Below are 16,285 nucleotides of genomic sequence, written 5' to 3'. Positions count from 1 at the left end.
AACACCGCACCGTATTGAACGTCATCACGTCCCGTACGCGTATCAACCCGGGCGCCATGAATGGCGCCCCTACGGGGAGATATACCACCGTAGGGGGCGCATTTATGCGCCCCTGGCCAAACCGATGCGCTCCTGCTCAATAACCGTACCGTTTGAACGTACGATACCGGTTAATCGTCGCCGTTCAGACCCGCACGGTTCAGCAGGAACTGAGAGAGCATCGGCACCGGACGACCGGTAGCGCCTTTGGCTTTACCGGAGCGCCATGCGGTGCCGGCGATATCGAGGTGCGCCCAGTTATATTTGCGTGCAAAACGCGCCAGGAAGCAGGCGGCCGTAATCGCACCGCCCGGACGTCCGCCGATATTCGCCATATCGGCAAAGTTCGACTCCAGCTGCTCCTGATACTCATCGGCCATCGGCAGCCGCCACGCGCGGTCGCCTGACTGTTCAGAAGCGCTGATCAGCTCATGCGCCAGCGGGTTGTGATTCGAAAGCAGGCCGCTGACGTGATGACCCAGCGCAATCACGCAGGCACCGGTCAGGGTCGCCACGTCAATTACCACTTCAGGCTCAAAACGTTCAACGTAGGTGAGGGCGTCGCACAGCACCAGACGACCTTCAGCATCGGTATTCAGCACCTCAACCGTCTGGCCTGACATTGTGGTCAGAACATCGCCCGGGCGCATTGCGCGGCCATCCGGCATATTTTCACAGCCCACCAGCACGCCCACAACGTTCAGCGGCAGATTGAGCTCTGCCACCATGCGCATTACGCCATAGACCGAGGCCGCGCCGCACATATCATATTTCATCTCATCCATGCCCTCAGCAGGCTTGATGGAGATGCCGCCGGCGTCAAAGGTCAGCCCTTTACCCACCAGCACGATAGGACGCGCGTCCGGATCGCTGTTGCCTTTGTACTCAATGACCGACATCAGCGACTCATTGTGCGAACCGGCACCGACCGCAAGATAGGCATTCATGCCCAGCTCTTTCATCTGCTGTTCGCCGATAACACGGGTCGTAACATTTTTGCTGTAAGCGTCCGCCAGCTGGCGTGCCTGCGAAGCGAGATAGGCCGCATTACAGATATTTGGCGGCATATTGCTGAGATCTTTTGCCGCTTTCACGCCGGCTGCTACGGCAAGGCCATGCTGAATAGCGCGCTCACCGCTGGTGAGTTCGCGGCGCGTAGGAACGTTGAACACCAGCTTGCGCAGCGGACGACGCGGCTCAACTTTATTGCTTTTCAGCTGATCAAAGTTGTAGAGCGCCTCTTTCGAGGTTTCGATAGCCTGGCGCACTTTCCAGTAGGTGTTGCGGCCTTTAACATGCAGTTCGGTCAGGAAGCAGACCGCTTCCATTGAGCCGGTGTCATTCAGCGTATTAATGGTCTTCTGGATCACCTGCTTATACTGACGCTCGTCCAGCTCGCGCTCTTTGCCGCAGCCAATCAGCAGAATACGTTCAGAGAGAATATTCGGCACATGGTGCAGCAGCAGCGTCTGGCCGACTTTGCCCTCCAGTTCGCCGCGGCGCAGCAGCGCACTGATATAGCCGTCGCTGATTTTATCCAGCTGTTCGGCAATAGGCGATAAACGGCGCGGCTCAAAAACGCCTACAACAATGCAGGCGCTCCGCTGTTTTTCCGGGCTGCCGCTTTTTACACTGAACTCCATGCACTCTCCTGAATCTTAAAGACAACGGCCGTAGCTGTCGTTAGAATGTAGCGCGTTCGTCACCCATTATTTGGCGCGACGCCATGACAATTTAACGCCGCTGGTCATAATGAGTGGGGTGACTATGTGATGTTTTTTCACCACCCTGACGCATTAACAGACCATTTTAGCGACCAATATGGCCATTGATGAAGAAAAATGGCTGATAAGCGTTGAAACTAGCGATTTTCCTGCAAAAAGACAAGTTTTCACAGGCGTACTAAGCGTGATCATTATTAGATATCTGGTTCGGGAAACGCTCAAAAGCCAGCTGGCTATCCTGTTTATCCTGCTGCTAATCTTCTTTTGCCAGAAGTTAGTCAGGATCTTAGGGGCGGCGGTGGATGGCGAAATCCCCACAAATCTGGTTCTGACCTTGTTAGGACTCGGTGTGCCTGAAATGGCGCAACTTATATTACCCTTAAGTCTGTTTCTGGCGATTTTAATGACGCTGGGTCGGCTATACACCGAAAGTGAAATTACGGTGATGCACGCCTGCGGCCTGGGTAAAGGGTTACTGGTTAAAGCAGCGATGATCCTGATGCTGATGACCTCGCTGGTGGCGGCGGTCAACGTGATCTGGCTCGGTCCCTGGTCATCGCGTTACCAGGATGAGGTTACGCAGAATGCCAAAGCTAACCCGGGCGCCGCTGCGCTGGCCGCAGGCCAGTTCCAGACCTCCAGCGACGGCAATACCGTGCTGTTTGTCGAGGATGTGAAAGGCAATACCTTTGGCAACGTGTTCCTGGCGCAGCTGCGGCCTAAGGGCAATGCGCGTCCGTCGGTGGTGCTGGCGGACAGCGGCCATATGGAGCAGCGCAAGGATGGCTCGCAGGTGGTGACGCTGGATAAAGGCACCCGCTTTGAGGGTACCGCGCTGCTGCGTGATTTCCGCATCACTGACTTTGTGAACTATCAGGCGGTGGTAGGCTATAAAGAAGCGACGCTCGATCCTAACGATGCCGATCAGGCCGATCTGCTTACGCTCATCAACACCAAAACGCCGCAGTTCCAGGCTGAGCTGCACTGGCGCCTGACGCTGGTCTTCTCGGTGCTGATTATGGCGCTGATGGTCGTGCCGCTTAGCGTGGTCAATCCACGTCAGGGCCGCGTATTGTCGATGCTGCCTGCGATGCTGCTCTATCTGATCTTCTTCCTGCTGCAGAGTTCGCTGCGCTCCAATGCGGCTAAAGGCCGCTTCGATCCGGCTATCTGGATGTGGACCGTCAACATTGCGTATCTGGCACTGGCGGTGGCGCTTAACGCCTGGGATACCGTGCCGATGCGACGTCTGCGGGCGCGTTTCAGCCGCGGAGGGTCAGTGTGATGTTTAAGGTTCTTGACCGCTATATCGGTAAAACCATTTTTAACACCATCATGATGACGCTGTTCATGCTGGTGTCGCTGTCGGGCATTATCAAGTTTGTCGATCAGCTGCGTAAAACCGGGCAGGGCGCGTATTCTGCGCTGGATGCGGGCTACTACACTCTGCTGAGCGTGCCGAAAGATATCGAGATCTTCTTCCCGATGGCGGCACTGCTTGGCGCGCTGCTTGGCCTCGGCACGCTGGCTCAGCGCAGCGAGCTGGTGGTGATGCAGGCGTCCGGCTTTACCCGCCTGCAGGTGGCGCTCTCCGTCATGAAAACCGCGATCCCGCTGGTGCTGCTGACCATGGCCGTTGGCGAGTTTGTGGCGCCGCAGGGCGAGCAGATGGCGCGTAATTTCCGCGCGCAGCAGCTTTACGGCGGGTCGCTGGTCTCCACGCAGAATGGCCTCTGGGCGAAGGATGGCAACGACTTTATCTATATCGAACGCATCAAGGGTGATAACGAGATTGATGGGGTCAGCATCTACCGCTTTAACGACGCCCGCCGTCTGCAGAGCGTGCGCTATGCGGCCACCGCGACCTGGGATCAGGCGCGTAAGCGCTGGGAGCTGGCGCAGGTGGATGAGTCAGACCTCACCGATCCAAAGCAGATCACCGGTTCGCAGAGCCTGAACGGCGAGTGGAAAACTAACCTGACGCCAGACAAGCTGGGCGTGGTGGCGCTGGATCCGGACGCGCTCTCCATCAGCGGCCTGTATAACTACAGTAAATATCTGAAGCAGAGCGGGCAGGAGTCAGGTCGTTATCAGCTCAATATGTGGGGTAAAATCTTCCAGCCGCTTTCGGTAGCGGTCATGATGCTGATGGCGCTCTCCTTTATCTTCGGACCGCTGCGCAGCGTATCGATGGGCGTGCGCGTGGTGACGGGTATCAGCTTCGGCTTCCTGTTCTACGTGCTGGATCAGATTTTTGGTCCGCTGAGCCTGGTCTACGGCCTGCCGCCAATATTAGGGGCAATCCTGCCCAGCGGCGCTTTCTTCGCTATCAGTCTCTATCTGCTGCTGAAACGACGTTAAGCGGGAGAGATCCAGGGGCGCATAAATACGCCAGGGCCTCATGAATGAGGCCCCTACAGATAAACGCAGGGCGCCATTTATGGCGCCCTGATTCTTTGGTAATCGGCCTGGACCAGGGGCGCATGAATGCGCCCCCTACGTTATCCTGTAGGGGCGCCATTCATGGCGCCCTGGTTATTTATGGCATTCCGATTTTCTGGTATTCGGCCTGGACCAGGGGCGCATTAATGCGCCCCCTACGTTATCCTGTAGGGGCGCCATTCATGGCGCCCTGGTTATTTATGGCACCCCGATTTTTTGGTATTCGGCCTGAACCAGGGCCTCATTAATGAGGCCCCTACAGGGTGGATAACGTAGGGGCGCCATTCATGGCGCCCTGGGTTACTCATGGCGCCCTGGATCCCCCTCTGCGGTTCAGGGCAGGGTCTGCAGAAGCGCGGGCAACTGCGACAGCAGATAGAGCAGCAGGCCGATGGTGCCGCCGACCAGCGTGCCGTTGATGCGGATAAACTGCAGATCGCGGCCGATATTCAGCTCAATCTGCTGCGACATATCGCGTGCATCCCAGCTTTTTACCGTATCGCTGATATGACGCGTCAGAAAAGCAGCAAACTCCGGGGCCACGCTGCGCGCCGCATCCTCCAGATGCTGATTCATCGAGCTGCGTAACGCCTCATCGGCCAGCAGGGTCTCTCCCAGCCACAGCGCCGCCAGCCGCACCCGCTCCTGTACGCGGGAATCGTCGCTGCTGAGATCGCGCTTCAGCCAGGCGCGCAGATCCTGCCACAGCTCACCGATATAGCGATTCAGCGACTCATCCTCTTTCAGCCACTGCTTCACTGACTCCGCGCGCGCTGTCATCTCCGGATCGCTTTTCAGCCGGTCAATCAACCGCTGCACCGCGCGATTAAAGCCGAGACGCAGCTCGTGCCCCTGATCGCGTGCCACGTCGTCGAGAATGGAATCTACCGCGTTAGCGACCAGCGTGGCGCTGTGTTCACCCAGCCACTCGGTCGGCAGCACTTTGGCTTTGACCGGATGCTCACGCTTCAGCCAGCGCACAATCTGCAGCGCGATAAACTCACGCGTGCCGGGCTTATGCAGCAGCAGCAGCAGCTGTTCGATGGCCGCATCCAGCAGCGCCTGATGGCGGTTATTTTTGGTCAGACTGTCGAGGATCATCGCACTGGACTGCGTGAGATCGACCTTATCCAGCGCGCGGTGCACGGCGCGCCGCATAAACTGCTGAATGCGGGCATCGTCAGTGAGATCGAGAAAACCGCGCATAACCTGCAGCAGATGACGCCCTACGCGATCGGCGTTGCCCGGCGCGTTCAGCCACTGCGCCAGCAGCTGTGCCGGATTGTTGCGGCGGATCAGCGCCAGCAGCGAATCGGTATCGAGAAACTTCTCCTGCACAAAGCGACCGAGGTTTTCGCCGATGCGATCTTTATTACGCGGAATAATCGCCGTATGGCGCGCAATCAGCGGCAGCGGTACGCGGCGAAACAGGGCCACCACCGCAAACCAGTCGGCCAGTGCGCCGACCATAGCCGCTTCAGCGATCGCTTTAACGCCCAGCACCCAGAAATTAGCGGGCAGAAACAGCGTAACGATAAAGGTTGCCGCTGCCGCCAGCAGCAGCGCCAGCGCCAGCTGTTTGCTGCGCTTCAGTTGTTGATATTTATCCATTATCCGATCTTAGCAGAGAGTCCTTAACGGCGGCGCCCGCCGAGCAGGCTGCCCAGCATGCCGCGCACGATCTGGCTGGTGACCTGGCGCGCTGCGCTGCGGGCCACGCTCTGAACCACGCCGTCGCGTTTACCGCCGCGCGGTCCGGTCGTGCCAAACAGAATATCTTTCAGACCGCCAAGAATGCCGCTGTCTACCTTCACGTCAGCGCCTTTAACGCCCGGCGCCGCTGACTGCTGCGGCGCGGCGGCGATCCCCTGCTGCAGGCGCTCAAACGCCGACTCGCGATCAACCTCATCATCATATTTGCCATAAAGCGGCGAGTGGTTGATCAGAACGTTGCGCTCATCCTGCGTCAGCGGCCCCATGCGTGAGCCGGGGGCGATCACCATAGCGCGTTCCACGATGGATGGACTGCCTTTCTCATCGAGGAAAGAGATCAGCGCCTCACCGGTGCCGAGCGCCTGAAGCGCCGCGACGGCATCAAACGCCGGGTTGGCGCGCAGGGTCTCAGCGGCACTTTTCACCGCTTTCTGATCGCGCGGCGTGAAAGCGCGCAGGGCGTGCTGCACGCGATTGCCGAGCTGGCCTAATACCTTGTCCGGAATATCTGACGGGTTCTGCGTCACGAACCAGACGCCCACGCCTTTGGAGCGGATCAGGCGGATGACCTGCTCAATCTTTTCCAGCAGTACGGGCGGTGCATCACTGAACAGCAGATGCGCCTCATCAAAGAAGAAGACCATTTTTGGCTTATCCAGGTCGCCCGCTTCCGGCAGCTGCTCATAGAGTTCCGCCAGCAGCCACAGCAGGCTGGTGGCGTAGAGTTTCGGCATCTGATAGAGCTGTTCTGCTGCGAGAATATTGATATAGCCGCGGCCCTGCGCATCGCAGCGTATCCAGTCGCGGATATCGAGCATCGGCTCACCAAAGAAATGCTCCGCTCCCTGCTGCTCCAGCGCCAGCAGGCCGCGCTGAATCGCCCCCACTGATGCGCTGCTGATGTTGCCATACTGCGTCTGAAAGGCTTTGGCGTTGTCGCCGATATACTGCGTCATTGCGCGCAGATCTTTGAAATCGAGCAGCAGCAGCCCCTGATCGTCTGCAATGCGGAAAATAATCTGCAATACGCCCGACTGCACCTCATTCAGCCCCAGCAGCCGCGCCAGCAGCAGGGGGCCCAGATCGGTGACGGTGGCACGTACCGGATGGCCCTGCTGACCGAAGATATCCCACAGCATCACCGGGTTGTCATGCGGCTGCCAGTCGCTGACGCCAATCTGTGCCAGCCGCGCCTGCAGCTTCTCAGAGGCGCTGCCGGGAGTGGCAATGCCGCTTAAATCGCCTTTGACGTCAGCCATAAAGACCGGCACGCCGGCCTGTGAAAAGGATTCTGCCAGCTTCTGCAGCGTAACGGTTTTGCCGGTACCGGTGGCGCCAGCGATCAGCCCGTGGCGATTGGCCATCGCCGGGAGCAGCGACAGCCGGATATCGTGGGTTTGAGCAATCAGCAGTGGAGTGGTCATAATCTCTCGCTCTTCAGCAATGCGTTATGACACCAAGGATAGCAAGCGCAGCCTGCGGTAGCGCAACTGATTGCGCAGAAAAGGAGAAGCCCTCCGGTCGTGCCGGAGGGCAGAAGAGGCGTTACCCTTTACGGACCGTATCGAAGAAGAGCAGGCTGACGCCGATACCCTGCTGGACGTGGGTCACGTTTTGCCGGATCGCCACCTGCTGCGCACCCTGCAGCGTGACCACAAACGGGGAGTCCTGCTGTACGCGCTGCTGCAGGGCGGTATAGAGCGCCCGGCGTTTTACCACGTCGCTTTCACCCGCCGCCTCCCGCGTCTGCGCGCTGAGCTGCGGAATATCCCAGCCCACCCGCCACGCCAGCGTTTTAGCGCCGCCCGGTACGTTCCAGGCAAAGGCGCTGGCGTTGGTATTGGGATCAACATAATCTGCCCCCCAGTAGATAAAGATCGACTGGAAGTCGCGGCCGCGCATTTTACTCCACAGCGCCGACTCCGCTACCGGCTGCAGATCGATATCGATATCTGCTTTAGCAAAACTTGCCTGCAGCGCCTGCGCTACATCAATATAGGGCGGCTGGTTGATGACCGTCAGCGCAATGCGCGTGCCGGGCTGAATGCCGCCCTCCGCCAGAATGGCTTTGGCTTTCGCAACGTCATAGTGAAACGGCGTCTCCTCCAGTGCGCCGTCAAATCCCTGCGGCAGGAAACTCTGATGGATGCGGTATTGTCCTTTCAGCAGCTGCTGTGAGATAGCCTGATAATCCACCAGCCAGCGCGCGGCGCGCCACAGCGCCGGGTTAGCCAGTGCCGGCTGCGCGGCGTTGCGGGCATTGAACGCCAGGTAGTAAATCAGGCTGGAAGGAAAGGCTTCAATACGCAGGTGCTTATCCTGTTTCAGCGCGTCGATCTGATCGGGGCCGAGCTGATAGGCGACATCGACATCGCCCTGCTGGATCAGCAGGCGGCGTGCGCCGGCATCCGTTACCCCTTTGAGCAGCACGCGCCGCAACTGCGGTGCCGGTCTGGCCTGCGGGCTGGCGCTCAGCACCACCGCCTGCTGCGGCACATACTGCTGCAGCGTAAACGCGCCGCTGCCGGCGGAGTGGGTGTGCAGCCAGCCGTTGCCACTGTCACCGTTGACCGCATGCTGCTGTACCGTTTTGCTGTCAACAATCGACGCCACCGGCGCGGTGAGCAGGCGCAGCGCCAGATCCTGTCCAATCGCGGCCGGCCAGCGGATCTCCAGCTGTGTGTCGCTCAGCACCTGAAACTGGCTGGCGATATTGGCAGGGGTCCAGCCAAACTCCGCCAGAATAAACGCCGGCGCTTTGTTAAGCTCTACCGCCCGCGTCAGAGAGAACACCACATCCTGCGCTGTCACCGCGTTACCGCTGGCAAAGCGCGCGTCGGGCCGCAGGGTAAACCGCAGGCTGTGCGGCGTACTGCCGGGCTGCCATTCGCTAGCCAGCAGCGGCGCAAGCTGCTGCGGCGCGTTGCGGTCCGGCTCGGTCAGGGTCTGGTAGAGATTGCGTTGCACGCTGTTGCTGACCGTCTCAAAACTCTCCGCCGGGTCAAAGCTGATGATACCATCCAGCGGTACCGCCACCACCAGCGTATCCTCTGGCGTGGCAGCATGCAGGGTAAAGGCACTACTCCAGACCGCTGCCAGTAAAATTAGTAAGCGCATTATTATTATCCTCAGAGGGAGAGACGCTGAATCTAACGCGCGGCGGGCAGAGTCAAAATGCCGGTTTGTTCTGAGCTTTGTCAGAATATAAGATTAATACCGGGTATTAATTATGTTGCCGATTTTTTACGCATTAAACGGGCAAATAAAACGCAGAGGGATGAAAAGCGAACTGAGGCTTAATGAAGCTGAATATTTACGCTAATCGTTACTGCAGCGCAAGCGTGATTTATTTTCAACAGTTGCGCCGGGCGATTATTTCTTTGCTGCAACGCTTTTAGCAAAATATCAAGGTAAAGCGCTAAAAACCCCTGCTTTTGGCAGGTTTAAACCACAATTTCAGTTAATAAGTGGCACTGTTGCACGCGCATGACGCTGCAAAGAAATAACCATCCTTCACTTAAACACATTTTAAATTTAATTTTTACATCCTGAAATATTTGTATCCATAAGATTGCCCGCTTGTTTGCCGATTTATAACGTCATTAACAAAAATATAAATTATCTTTCTTAGCTAGTGAGAATTGTCGCGCCATGCTGTTAGAAAAACCCACCACCAGACGTAAATTTTTACTCGGGGCGCTGCTGGCTTTGCCGGTCAGCGACCTTTTATTAAAGGGCGTGAGCGCCGCGCAGGCGGCAGAAATGGCCGCGCCGGACCTCGCCGATTATAAACCGATTTTTTTCAGCGCCAGTGAATGGCAGTTTATCCTGGCGGCAACCGACCGTCTGATCCCGGCTGGCGGCAGCGGCAAGGCGCCCGGCGCGCTGGAAACCAACGTGCCGATTTTTATCGACCAGCAGCTGCATACGCCGGAGTTTGGCGCAGAAATCTATCTGCAGGGGCCGTTTGATGTGCACGCCCCGGCGACCATGGGCTATCAAATCCCGTTTACGCCGCAGCAGATGTACCGCACCGCCATCAAGCTGGTGGAGCAGTGGACGCAGACCACCTATCAGAAAGCCTTCCACGAGCTGAGCACGGAAGAGAAAGATGCCGTGCTGACCCGTATCAACAAGAATGATGGCCTCGATTTTGCGGCGCTGGGCGAACCGTCGCTGAAAGCCTCACAGTTCTTCAGTCAGCTACTGGCTGATACCAAACATGGTTATCTTGCCGACCCGATGTACGGCGGTAATAAAGGCATGAAGGCGTGGATCGCTATCGGCTTCCCGGGCGCCCGCGCCAGCTTTACCGAATGGGTGAAGCAGCACAATGTGCCGTATCCGCTCGGACCGGTCAGCCTGCTGGGCCAGCGCGCCTGAATTCCCCTATTTGGTATATGAGACAGAACTAACATGGCACAGATTACAAAAAAAGAAGTCGATGTCGTTGTGTGCGGCCTCGGCTGGGCCGGCTCGCTGATGAGTATCGAGCTGGCGCTGGCCGGACTTGAGGTGCGCGCGCTGGAGCGCGGCGGCGAGCGCGACTATCCCGACTTCGCCTACCCGAAGCCGGCTGATGAATACGCTTATAACGTGCGTAATAAAGTCTTCGCCACACCAAAAGAGGTGGCGGTGACGGTGCGTTACAATATGGACCAGACCGCGCTGCCTACCCGCAAATGGGGCGCCTTTGCACCCGGCACCGGCGTGGGCGGCGCAGGCATGCACTGGACGGCAGTACTGATCCGTCCGACCCCGACCGATATCAAACTGAAAACCTATGTTGATCAGGCGTATAAGCCAGGCATTCTGCAGGATGATATGCGCGTTATGGACTTCCCGTTCAGCTGGGAAGAGATTGAGCCTTACTTCTATAAATTTGAGCTGATCTGCGGGCAGTCCGGCACCACCGGCAACCTGCGTGGTCAGATCCTCGAAGGCGGCGATCCGTTTGAAGGGCCGCGCTCAGAGCCTTACCCGCTGCCGGCGCTGGACGATACGCTCAACAACGTGATGTTTAAAGAGGCGGCGAAGAAGCTCGGCTATCATCCGTTCCCGAACCCTTCAGCCTGCGTGTCGCGCGCGTGGAAAAACCCCTACGGCAACCAGATTGCACCGTGCAACTACTGCGGCTACTGCTCAAAATATCCGTGCCTGAACTACTCCAAAGCGTCACCGCAGACGGCGGTGATGGATGCGCTGAAGCGTCTGCCGAACTTCTCCTACGAAGTGAACGCTGAAGTGGCTAAAGTCGTGCTGCACGATGATGGCAAAACCGCAAAAGGCGTGATCTACTACGATGCCGACGGCAACGAGGTGTTCCAGCCAGCCAAAATTGTGGTGCTCTCCAGCTTCCAGCTCTACAACGTGCGTCTGATGCTGCTCTCCGGTATCGGCAAGCCGTATAACCCGATCACTGAAGAGGGTGTGGTAGGGCGCAACTATGCGTTTCTCTCCAACGGCGGCGCCACGCTGTTCTTTAAAGATAAGAACTTTAACTCTTACGCCACCGCCGGCGCGACCGGCCAGATGTTCAATGACATCTCGCCAGGCAACTTCGACGGCCCGGGCCTCGGCTTCCTCGGCGGCGCCAAGATCCACAGCTCGCAGGCGACCGGCACGCCGATGGCCGCTGCGCTGCCGAAAGGCACGCCCGCCTGGGGTATGGGCTACAAAGAGGGTCTGGAGCAGTGGTACAACCATTCGATGAAGATCAGCATCACCACCACCTGCCAGTCCTATCGCGATATCTATCTCGATCTCGATCCGCACTACACCGATCATCGCGGTAACCCGCTGCTGCGTATGACCTTTAACTGGAAAGAGAACGAGCTGAAGCTGCAGCAGCATCTGAAGGGCATCGTGGGCGATATTGCCAAAGAGCTGAACCCGGACAGCATGAGCATGAGCTTCCTGCCGATGGGCGCCGATTTTGACCTCACCAAATATGTCTCAACCCACAACGTGGGCGGTGCGGTGATGGGTGATAACCCGAAAACCTCGGCGCTGAACAAATACCTGCAGAGCTGGGACGTGCATAACGTCTTTGTGCCGGGCGGCAACGCCTTCCCACAAAACTTCCAGGCGAACCCGACCGATACCATCGGCGCGATCACCCTGATGGCGGCGCAGGCGATCAAAGAGCAGTATCTGAAGAACCCCGGCCCACTGGTACAGGCATAAGCAGATGAAAAAACTAACATTACTGGTAGCGCTGGCGCTGAGCGGCGTGGCGCTGCAGGCGCAGGCGGAAGATGAAGCGGCCCTGATTAAGCAGGGTGAGTATCTGTCGCGGCTGGGTGACTGCATGGCGTGCCACAGCGTCGCGGGCAAAGCAGCCTATGCGGGCGGGCTGGCGATTGAGTCGAACCTGGGGACGATCTACTCCACGAACATCACGCCGGACAAAGCGCACGGTATCGGTAACTACAGCGAACAGCAGTTCTCTGACGCGGTACGTAAAGGGGTGCTGCCGGATGGTTCACGCCTCTATCCGGCCATGCCGTACCCGGACTATGCGAAGATCAGCGATGCTGATATGCACGCGCTCTGGGTCTACTTTATGAAGGGCGTAAAGCCGAGCAGCGAGCAGCCGCAGGAGACGAAGCTGAGCTTCCCGTTCAGCCAGCGCTGGGGTATGCGCTTCTGGAACTGGGCGTTTACCTCCGACAAGCCGTTTCAGCCGATTGGCGGCGCCTCTGCTGAAGTGAATCGCGGTGCCTATATCGTCGAAAGTCTTGGCCACTGCGGCAGCTGCCACACGCCGCGCGGTCTCGGCATGAATGAGAAATCGCTCGACAGCAGCGACAAAACCTTCCTCGCCGGCGGCAGCCTGAATAACTGGGATGTGCCGTCGCTGCGCGGCATGCCGCACTGGAGCGAGCAGGAGGTGATCGATTACCTGCAGACCGGGCGGAACGATAAAGCTGCCGTGGGCGGTGAGATGAAGTCGGTGATTGAGCACTCCAGCTCCCACATGACCGATGCCGATCTGAAAGCGATTGCTGCTTACCTGAAGTTCCTCGGCGGCAATCCGCCGCTGCAGGCTTACAATATGCAGGCGCAGCAGCAGACCGAAGCGAAGCTGACGGCAGCGAAGAACCTGAGCGAAGGCGAACGTCTCTATCTCGACAACTGCGGCGCCTGCCACTTCGTGACCGGCAAGGGTGCGCCGGGGATCTTCCCCGAGCTGGATCAGGCAACGATCGTGAACGCAGGCGATCCGACGGGGTTGATCCACACGATCCTCGTCGGCGCGCAGCAGCCGTCAACGGCTAAAGCGCCGTCGACGCTGGCGATGCCGGGCTTCGGCCAGCGCCTGAGCGACGAAGAGGTCGCACAGCTCGCCACTTTCGTTCGCCAGGGCTGGAGCAACCGCGCCCCGGCCGTGACCAAAGAGCAGGTCGCCGACGTCCGCAAAACCCTGCATTAACCGTCACCCGGATTCAACCAGGGGCGCATAAATGCGCCCCCTACGGGATTCATACCACATTCGATAATATCCATCCCCGTAGGGGCGCCATTCATGGCGCCCTGGTTAATGTCCGCACGCAATTTGATGACGCCATTCATGGCGCCCTGGTTAATGCCCGCACGAAATTCGATAACGCCCGGATTTAACCAGGGGCGCATAAATGCGCCCCCTACGGGATTCATACGACATTCGATAATATCCATCCCCGTAGGGGCGCCATTAATGGCGCCCTGGTTAATGTCCGCACGAAATTTGATGACGCCATTCATGACGCCCTGGCCGATACCCGCACGAAATTCGATAACGCCCGGATTTAACCAGGGGCGCATAAATGCGCCCCCTACGGGATTCGTACGACATTCGATAATATCCATCCCCTGTAGGGGCGCCATTCATGGCGCCCTGGCCGATACCCGCACGGATTCAATGACGCCTGAATTCAACCAGGGGCGCATAAATGCGCCCCCTACGGGGCCCGCACCAAACTCAATGAAACGTGCGCACCACTTCCAGCACGCCGTTGATCACGAACTGCACGCCCATACAGACCAGCAGAAAACCCATCAGGCGCGAAATCGCTTCAATGCCGCCTTTGCCCACCAGCTTCATAATCGCGCCGGAGCTGCGCAGTGAAATCCATAAAATCAGGGCTACTACCAGAAAGGTCAGCACCGGGGCGACCATCACCACCCAGGCGGGGAAATCGACGCCCGCTTTCACCGTTGAAGCTGAGCTGATGATCATCGCAATGGTACCCGGACCGGCGGTGCTCGGCATCGCCAGCGGCACAAAGGCGATATTCACCGTCTCGCGCGGATCGTCACTGGCATCCTGCTCATCTTTTTTATGGCGCGCCTCTACCGAATGGCCGACCGGTTTTGCCGGAAACAGCATGCGAAAGCCGATAAAGGCGACGATCAGCCCGCCCGCCATGCGCAGGCCGGGAATCGAGATACCAAAGGTGTGCAGCACCGCATTGCCGGCGTACCAGGCGACCATCATGATCAGAAACACATAGACCGACGCCTGCAGCGCCTGACGGTTACGCTCCTGAAAATTCATCTCGCCCGCCAGCCCTAAAAACAGCGCCACGGTCGTCAGAGGGTTGGCCAGCGGCAGGATCACCACCAGCCCGAGGCCTATCGCTTTGAAGAGTTCCAGCATCATGCATCTCCGCAGGGCAGGGCCGCGTGTGCAGCCCTGTGACAGGATGTATTACTCAGTGCTTTGGCGTGTCGAGCGCTTCGATCATCTCGGGGAAAAAATCTTCGAGCAGCTCGGGCGTCATCAGTTCGGGGTAGTTAATGAGGTGTTCGCGGATGCGCTCATTGACCTCCGGCAGCAGGCGCTGCGCGGCATCATCAGCGCTGATTTTTTTCTGCTTCATCAGGCGCAGCACGTTATCCGGCAGGCTATCTTCATCCTCCACCTCATCCACGCCTTCCAGCGCGTCGAGCTCATCCAGCAGATCCATCAGCGCTTCAATCTGCGGCGTGCGCGACTCATACTCCGCCGGGCGTTCGCTCTCCAGATAGCGCAGCAGGGCACGCACCGGCGATCCATCCGGCGTAGCGGGCGGCTCGCTGGCGAACCAGCTCAGCAGGTCATGCTGGCTCACCTGATGGACGTGATAGCCGTTATCGGTCAGCTCATCGGCGAGGATATCAGCGGTGTCGTGCTCAATCAGGCAGATATGGGTGCGCTTTGGCGTGTACTGTTCCAGCCACTGATAGATCTCTTCAATGACGCTATCGTCATACTGAAAGGTCTGGTTGAGGTAGCTGTCATCCTGCTCATGTACGCAGAGTCGAATCAGATCGGGATCGAAGTAAATCGCTATGTTGATGCCTTTCATGCGCGCTGTCCTGTTTGCTGCAAAATCTCACTATAGCGTCAGGGCGCACAGAAAAACATGGGGAGGCCAGCAGCGTGCGCATCTGGCCATAAAAAATCTCATTCATCAGCACGATAAGGCCGGGACAGCGCCCCGGCACACGGCGCTGATTACATGCCGATATATTTTTTACCCTGCTTCAGCACCACATCACACGCTTTGGTTTTAAGCTTCTCACCCATTGGCGAGTTGTTCAGGCTCTGCAGGTTAAGCTGCTGGCCGTTACCGGTATTGAGCAGGCCCGCGATACCCTGCTGATAATCAGTTTTCTGCTCCTGCGCCGCCGGCGTGCTCAGGCCGAGTTTGCTCAGCACCTGCTCTTTCACCGACTTCACGTTGTTATCCACCACGTTATGCTGCACGCAGTACTCCATCACGCCCGCTGCGTTGGTCATATTGCTGGCGCTCACCGCTTTATCACCGCCGTTCAGCAGGCCAGTCAGCGTGGAGAGCGACAGCCCGCCGCTCTGCGCACCATTGCTGCTGGTGGTATTGCTGTTTTGCTGCTGCGAGAGCTGTGAAGCGGCGCTGCTCAGCTGATCCTGCCAGCTCGCCGCCGACGCGCTGCCCGCGACCAGTGCTGCTGCCATACCCCATGCCCAAACGCCGCGTTGCATTGATTTACTCATGTATAACCTCATGGTTCCGTCTTTCAGACGCCGATAATGCAGGATATGAGGAGGAAGATCTCAGAAAGTTCCGGAGAAGCGGGCAGGGCCATGCAGATTGAGAGTGTTCTGGTTTCTGATGAGATGATGACGCTGTTTTTTTCAACGCTCAGCGCACGCGCTGCTCAATAGCGGTTGCACACCCCACGGGTAACGGTATAATCGCCAGCGTTTTCCGTATCCTTATCCATGCCGGAGTGGCGAAATCGGTAGACGCAGTTGATTCAAAATCAACCGTAGAAATACGTGCCGGTTCGAGTCCGGCCTTCGGCACCATTGAGATATACGAGAACGTCCGGGATAGTCCATAATTCCCTGAAATTAAAGC

At 58.0% G+C, this 16,285-nt stretch carries 13 protein-coding genes and 1 tRNA gene; 6 read left to right on the top strand and 8 right to left on the bottom strand.

The window, feature by feature from the left end; translation table 11 throughout:
• Positions 1 to 170: 170 nt before the first annotated feature.
• The gene (pepA, locus tag AC2CF9_RS10120) at positions 171 to 1,682 is read right to left on the bottom strand and encodes a leucyl aminopeptidase (RefSeq protein ID WP_039382329.1); all 1,512 of its coding nucleotides are present in this window, start codon (positions 1,680 to 1,682) and stop codon (positions 171 to 173) included.
• A gap of 265 nt (positions 1,683 to 1,947) precedes the next feature.
• Between pepA and lptF the strand changes: the two genes are divergently transcribed.
• On the top strand, positions 1,948 to 3,048 hold the full coding sequence (gene lptF / locus AC2CF9_RS10115; protein ID WP_108570018.1) for an LPS export ABC transporter permease LptF: 1,101 nt from the start codon (positions 1,948 to 1,950) through the stop codon (positions 3,046 to 3,048).
• Positions 3,048 to 4,124: an LPS export ABC transporter permease LptG gene (lptG, locus tag AC2CF9_RS10110; RefSeq protein ID WP_039382335.1), complete on the top strand. Its 1,077-nt coding sequence runs from the start codon at positions 3,048 to 3,050 to the stop codon at positions 4,122 to 4,124. Before lptF ends, lptG begins: the two co-directional genes overlap by 1 nt.
• Positions 4,125 to 4,538: 414 nt before the next feature.
• Here lptG and AC2CF9_RS10105 read toward each other — a convergent pair whose 3' ends face one another.
• From AC2CF9_RS10105 to AC2CF9_RS10095, 3 genes are all read right to left on the bottom strand, one after another.
• Positions 4,539 to 5,816 (bottom strand): DUF445 domain-containing protein, encoded by a 1,278-nt coding sequence (locus AC2CF9_RS10105; RefSeq protein WP_150018786.1) that lies wholly within the window; start codon positions 5,814 to 5,816, stop codon positions 4,539 to 4,541.
• A 23-nt stretch (positions 5,817 to 5,839) separates the two neighbouring features.
• Complete coding sequence (locus AC2CF9_RS10100; protein ID WP_484556887.1) at positions 5,840 to 7,342, bottom strand: helicase HerA-like C-terminal domain-containing protein; 1,503 nt, start codon at positions 7,340 to 7,342, stop codon at positions 5,840 to 5,842.
• 121 nt (positions 7,343 to 7,463) lie between these two features.
• Entirely contained in the window at positions 7,464 to 9,035 is a 1,572-nt protein-coding gene (locus AC2CF9_RS10095; RefSeq protein WP_484556886.1) for an ABC transporter substrate-binding protein, read from the bottom strand.
• A gap of 534 nt (positions 9,036 to 9,569) precedes the next feature.
• On the opposite strand from AC2CF9_RS10095, the gene AC2CF9_RS10090 reads away from it, so the two are divergent.
• Genes AC2CF9_RS10090 through AC2CF9_RS10080 form a run of 3 tightly spaced genes read left to right on the top strand, consistent with a single transcriptional unit; the run spans position 9,570 to position 13,353 of the window.
• Complete coding sequence (locus AC2CF9_RS10090) at positions 9,570 to 10,301, top strand: gluconate 2-dehydrogenase subunit 3 family protein (protein WP_484556885.1); 732 nt, start codon at positions 9,570 to 9,572, stop codon at positions 10,299 to 10,301.
• Positions 10,302 to 10,334: 33 nt separating this feature from the next.
• Positions 10,335 to 12,104 carry a GMC family oxidoreductase gene (locus tag AC2CF9_RS10085; RefSeq protein WP_039382349.1) on the top strand — a complete coding sequence of 590 codons (1,770 nt, stop codon included), beginning with the start codon at positions 10,335 to 10,337 and terminating at the stop codon, positions 12,102 to 12,104.
• A gap of 4 nt (positions 12,105 to 12,108) precedes the next feature.
• Positions 12,109 to 13,353: a c-type cytochrome gene (locus AC2CF9_RS10080; RefSeq protein WP_484556884.1), complete on the top strand. Its 1,245-nt coding sequence runs from the start codon at positions 12,109 to 12,111 to the stop codon at positions 13,351 to 13,353.
• Here AC2CF9_RS10080 and AC2CF9_RS10075 read toward each other — a convergent pair.
• The 4 genes from AC2CF9_RS10075 to AC2CF9_RS10060 all read right to left on the bottom strand — a co-directional run bounded on the left by AC2CF9_RS10075 (position 13,350) and on the right by AC2CF9_RS10060 (position 15,918).
• On the bottom strand, positions 13,350 to 13,787 hold the full coding sequence (locus AC2CF9_RS10075) for a hypothetical protein (RefSeq protein ID WP_484556883.1): 438 nt from the start codon (positions 13,785 to 13,787) through the stop codon (positions 13,350 to 13,352). The two genes, AC2CF9_RS10080 and AC2CF9_RS10075, sit on opposite strands and share 4 nt — an antisense overlap.
• 94 nt (positions 13,788 to 13,881) lie before the next feature.
• Entirely contained in the window at positions 13,882 to 14,559 is a 678-nt protein-coding gene (locus tag AC2CF9_RS10070) for a MarC family NAAT transporter (RefSeq protein ID WP_065650243.1), read from the bottom strand.
• Positions 14,560 to 14,614: 55 nt separating this feature from the next.
• Positions 14,615 to 15,250, bottom strand: coding sequence for a hypothetical protein (locus AC2CF9_RS10065; protein ID WP_071669124.1), 636 nt, complete (start codon positions 15,248 to 15,250; stop codon positions 14,615 to 14,617).
• A gap of 149 nt (positions 15,251 to 15,399) precedes the next feature.
• Positions 15,400 to 15,918, bottom strand: a complete 519-nt coding sequence (locus tag AC2CF9_RS10060) for a YjjA family protein (protein WP_484556882.1) — start codon at positions 15,916 to 15,918, stop codon at positions 15,400 to 15,402.
• 230 nt (positions 15,919 to 16,148) lie between these two features.
• Here AC2CF9_RS10060 and AC2CF9_RS10055 point away from each other — a divergent pair.
• Positions 16,149 to 16,233, top strand: a tRNA-Leu gene (locus tag AC2CF9_RS10055).
• Positions 16,234 to 16,285: the final 52 nt, after the last annotated feature.

The organism is Pantoea sp. SYBGC1 (assembly GCF_057197005.1).
The sequence above is the reverse complement of the archived record's forward strand: the minus strand, read 5'-3'. Positions and strand labels throughout refer to the sequence as shown.

Coding starts and splice junctions, on each gene's coding strand:
- AC2CF9_RS10105 (WP_150018786.1), bottom strand. CDS start 5,816: ATGGATAAATATCAACAACTGAAGCGCAGCAAACAGCTGGCGCTGGCG.
- lptG (WP_039382335.1), top strand. CDS start 3,048: ATGTTTAAGGTTCTTGACCGCTATATCGGTAAAACCATTTTTAACACC.
- AC2CF9_RS10095 (WP_484556886.1), bottom strand. CDS start 9,035: ATGCGCTTACTAATTTTACTGGCAGCGGTCTGGAGTAGTGCCTTTACC.
- AC2CF9_RS10090 (WP_484556885.1), top strand. CDS start 9,570: ATGCTGTTAGAAAAACCCACCACCAGACGTAAATTTTTACTCGGGGCG.
- AC2CF9_RS10060 (WP_484556882.1), bottom strand. CDS start 15,918: ATGAGTAAATCAATGCAACGCGGCGTTTGGGCATGGGGTATGGCAGCA.
- AC2CF9_RS10085 (WP_039382349.1), top strand. CDS start 10,335: ATGGCACAGATTACAAAAAAAGAAGTCGATGTCGTTGTGTGCGGCCTC.
- AC2CF9_RS10065 (WP_071669124.1), bottom strand. CDS start 15,250: ATGAAAGGCATCAACATAGCGATTTACTTCGATCCCGATCTGATTCGA.
- pepA (WP_039382329.1), bottom strand. CDS start 1,682: ATGGAGTTCAGTGTAAAAAGCGGCAGCCCGGAAAAACAGCGGAGCGCC.
- AC2CF9_RS10070 (WP_065650243.1), bottom strand. CDS start 14,559: ATGCTGGAACTCTTCAAAGCGATAGGCCTCGGGCTGGTGGTGATCCTG.
- AC2CF9_RS10100 (WP_484556887.1), bottom strand. CDS start 7,342: ATGACCACTCCACTGCTGATTGCTCAAACCCACGATATCCGGCTGTCG.
- AC2CF9_RS10080 (WP_484556884.1), top strand. CDS start 12,109: ATGAAAAAACTAACATTACTGGTAGCGCTGGCGCTGAGCGGCGTGGCG.
- AC2CF9_RS10075 (WP_484556883.1), bottom strand. CDS start 13,787: ATGGCGCCCCTACAGGGGATGGATATTATCGAATGTCGTACGAATCCC.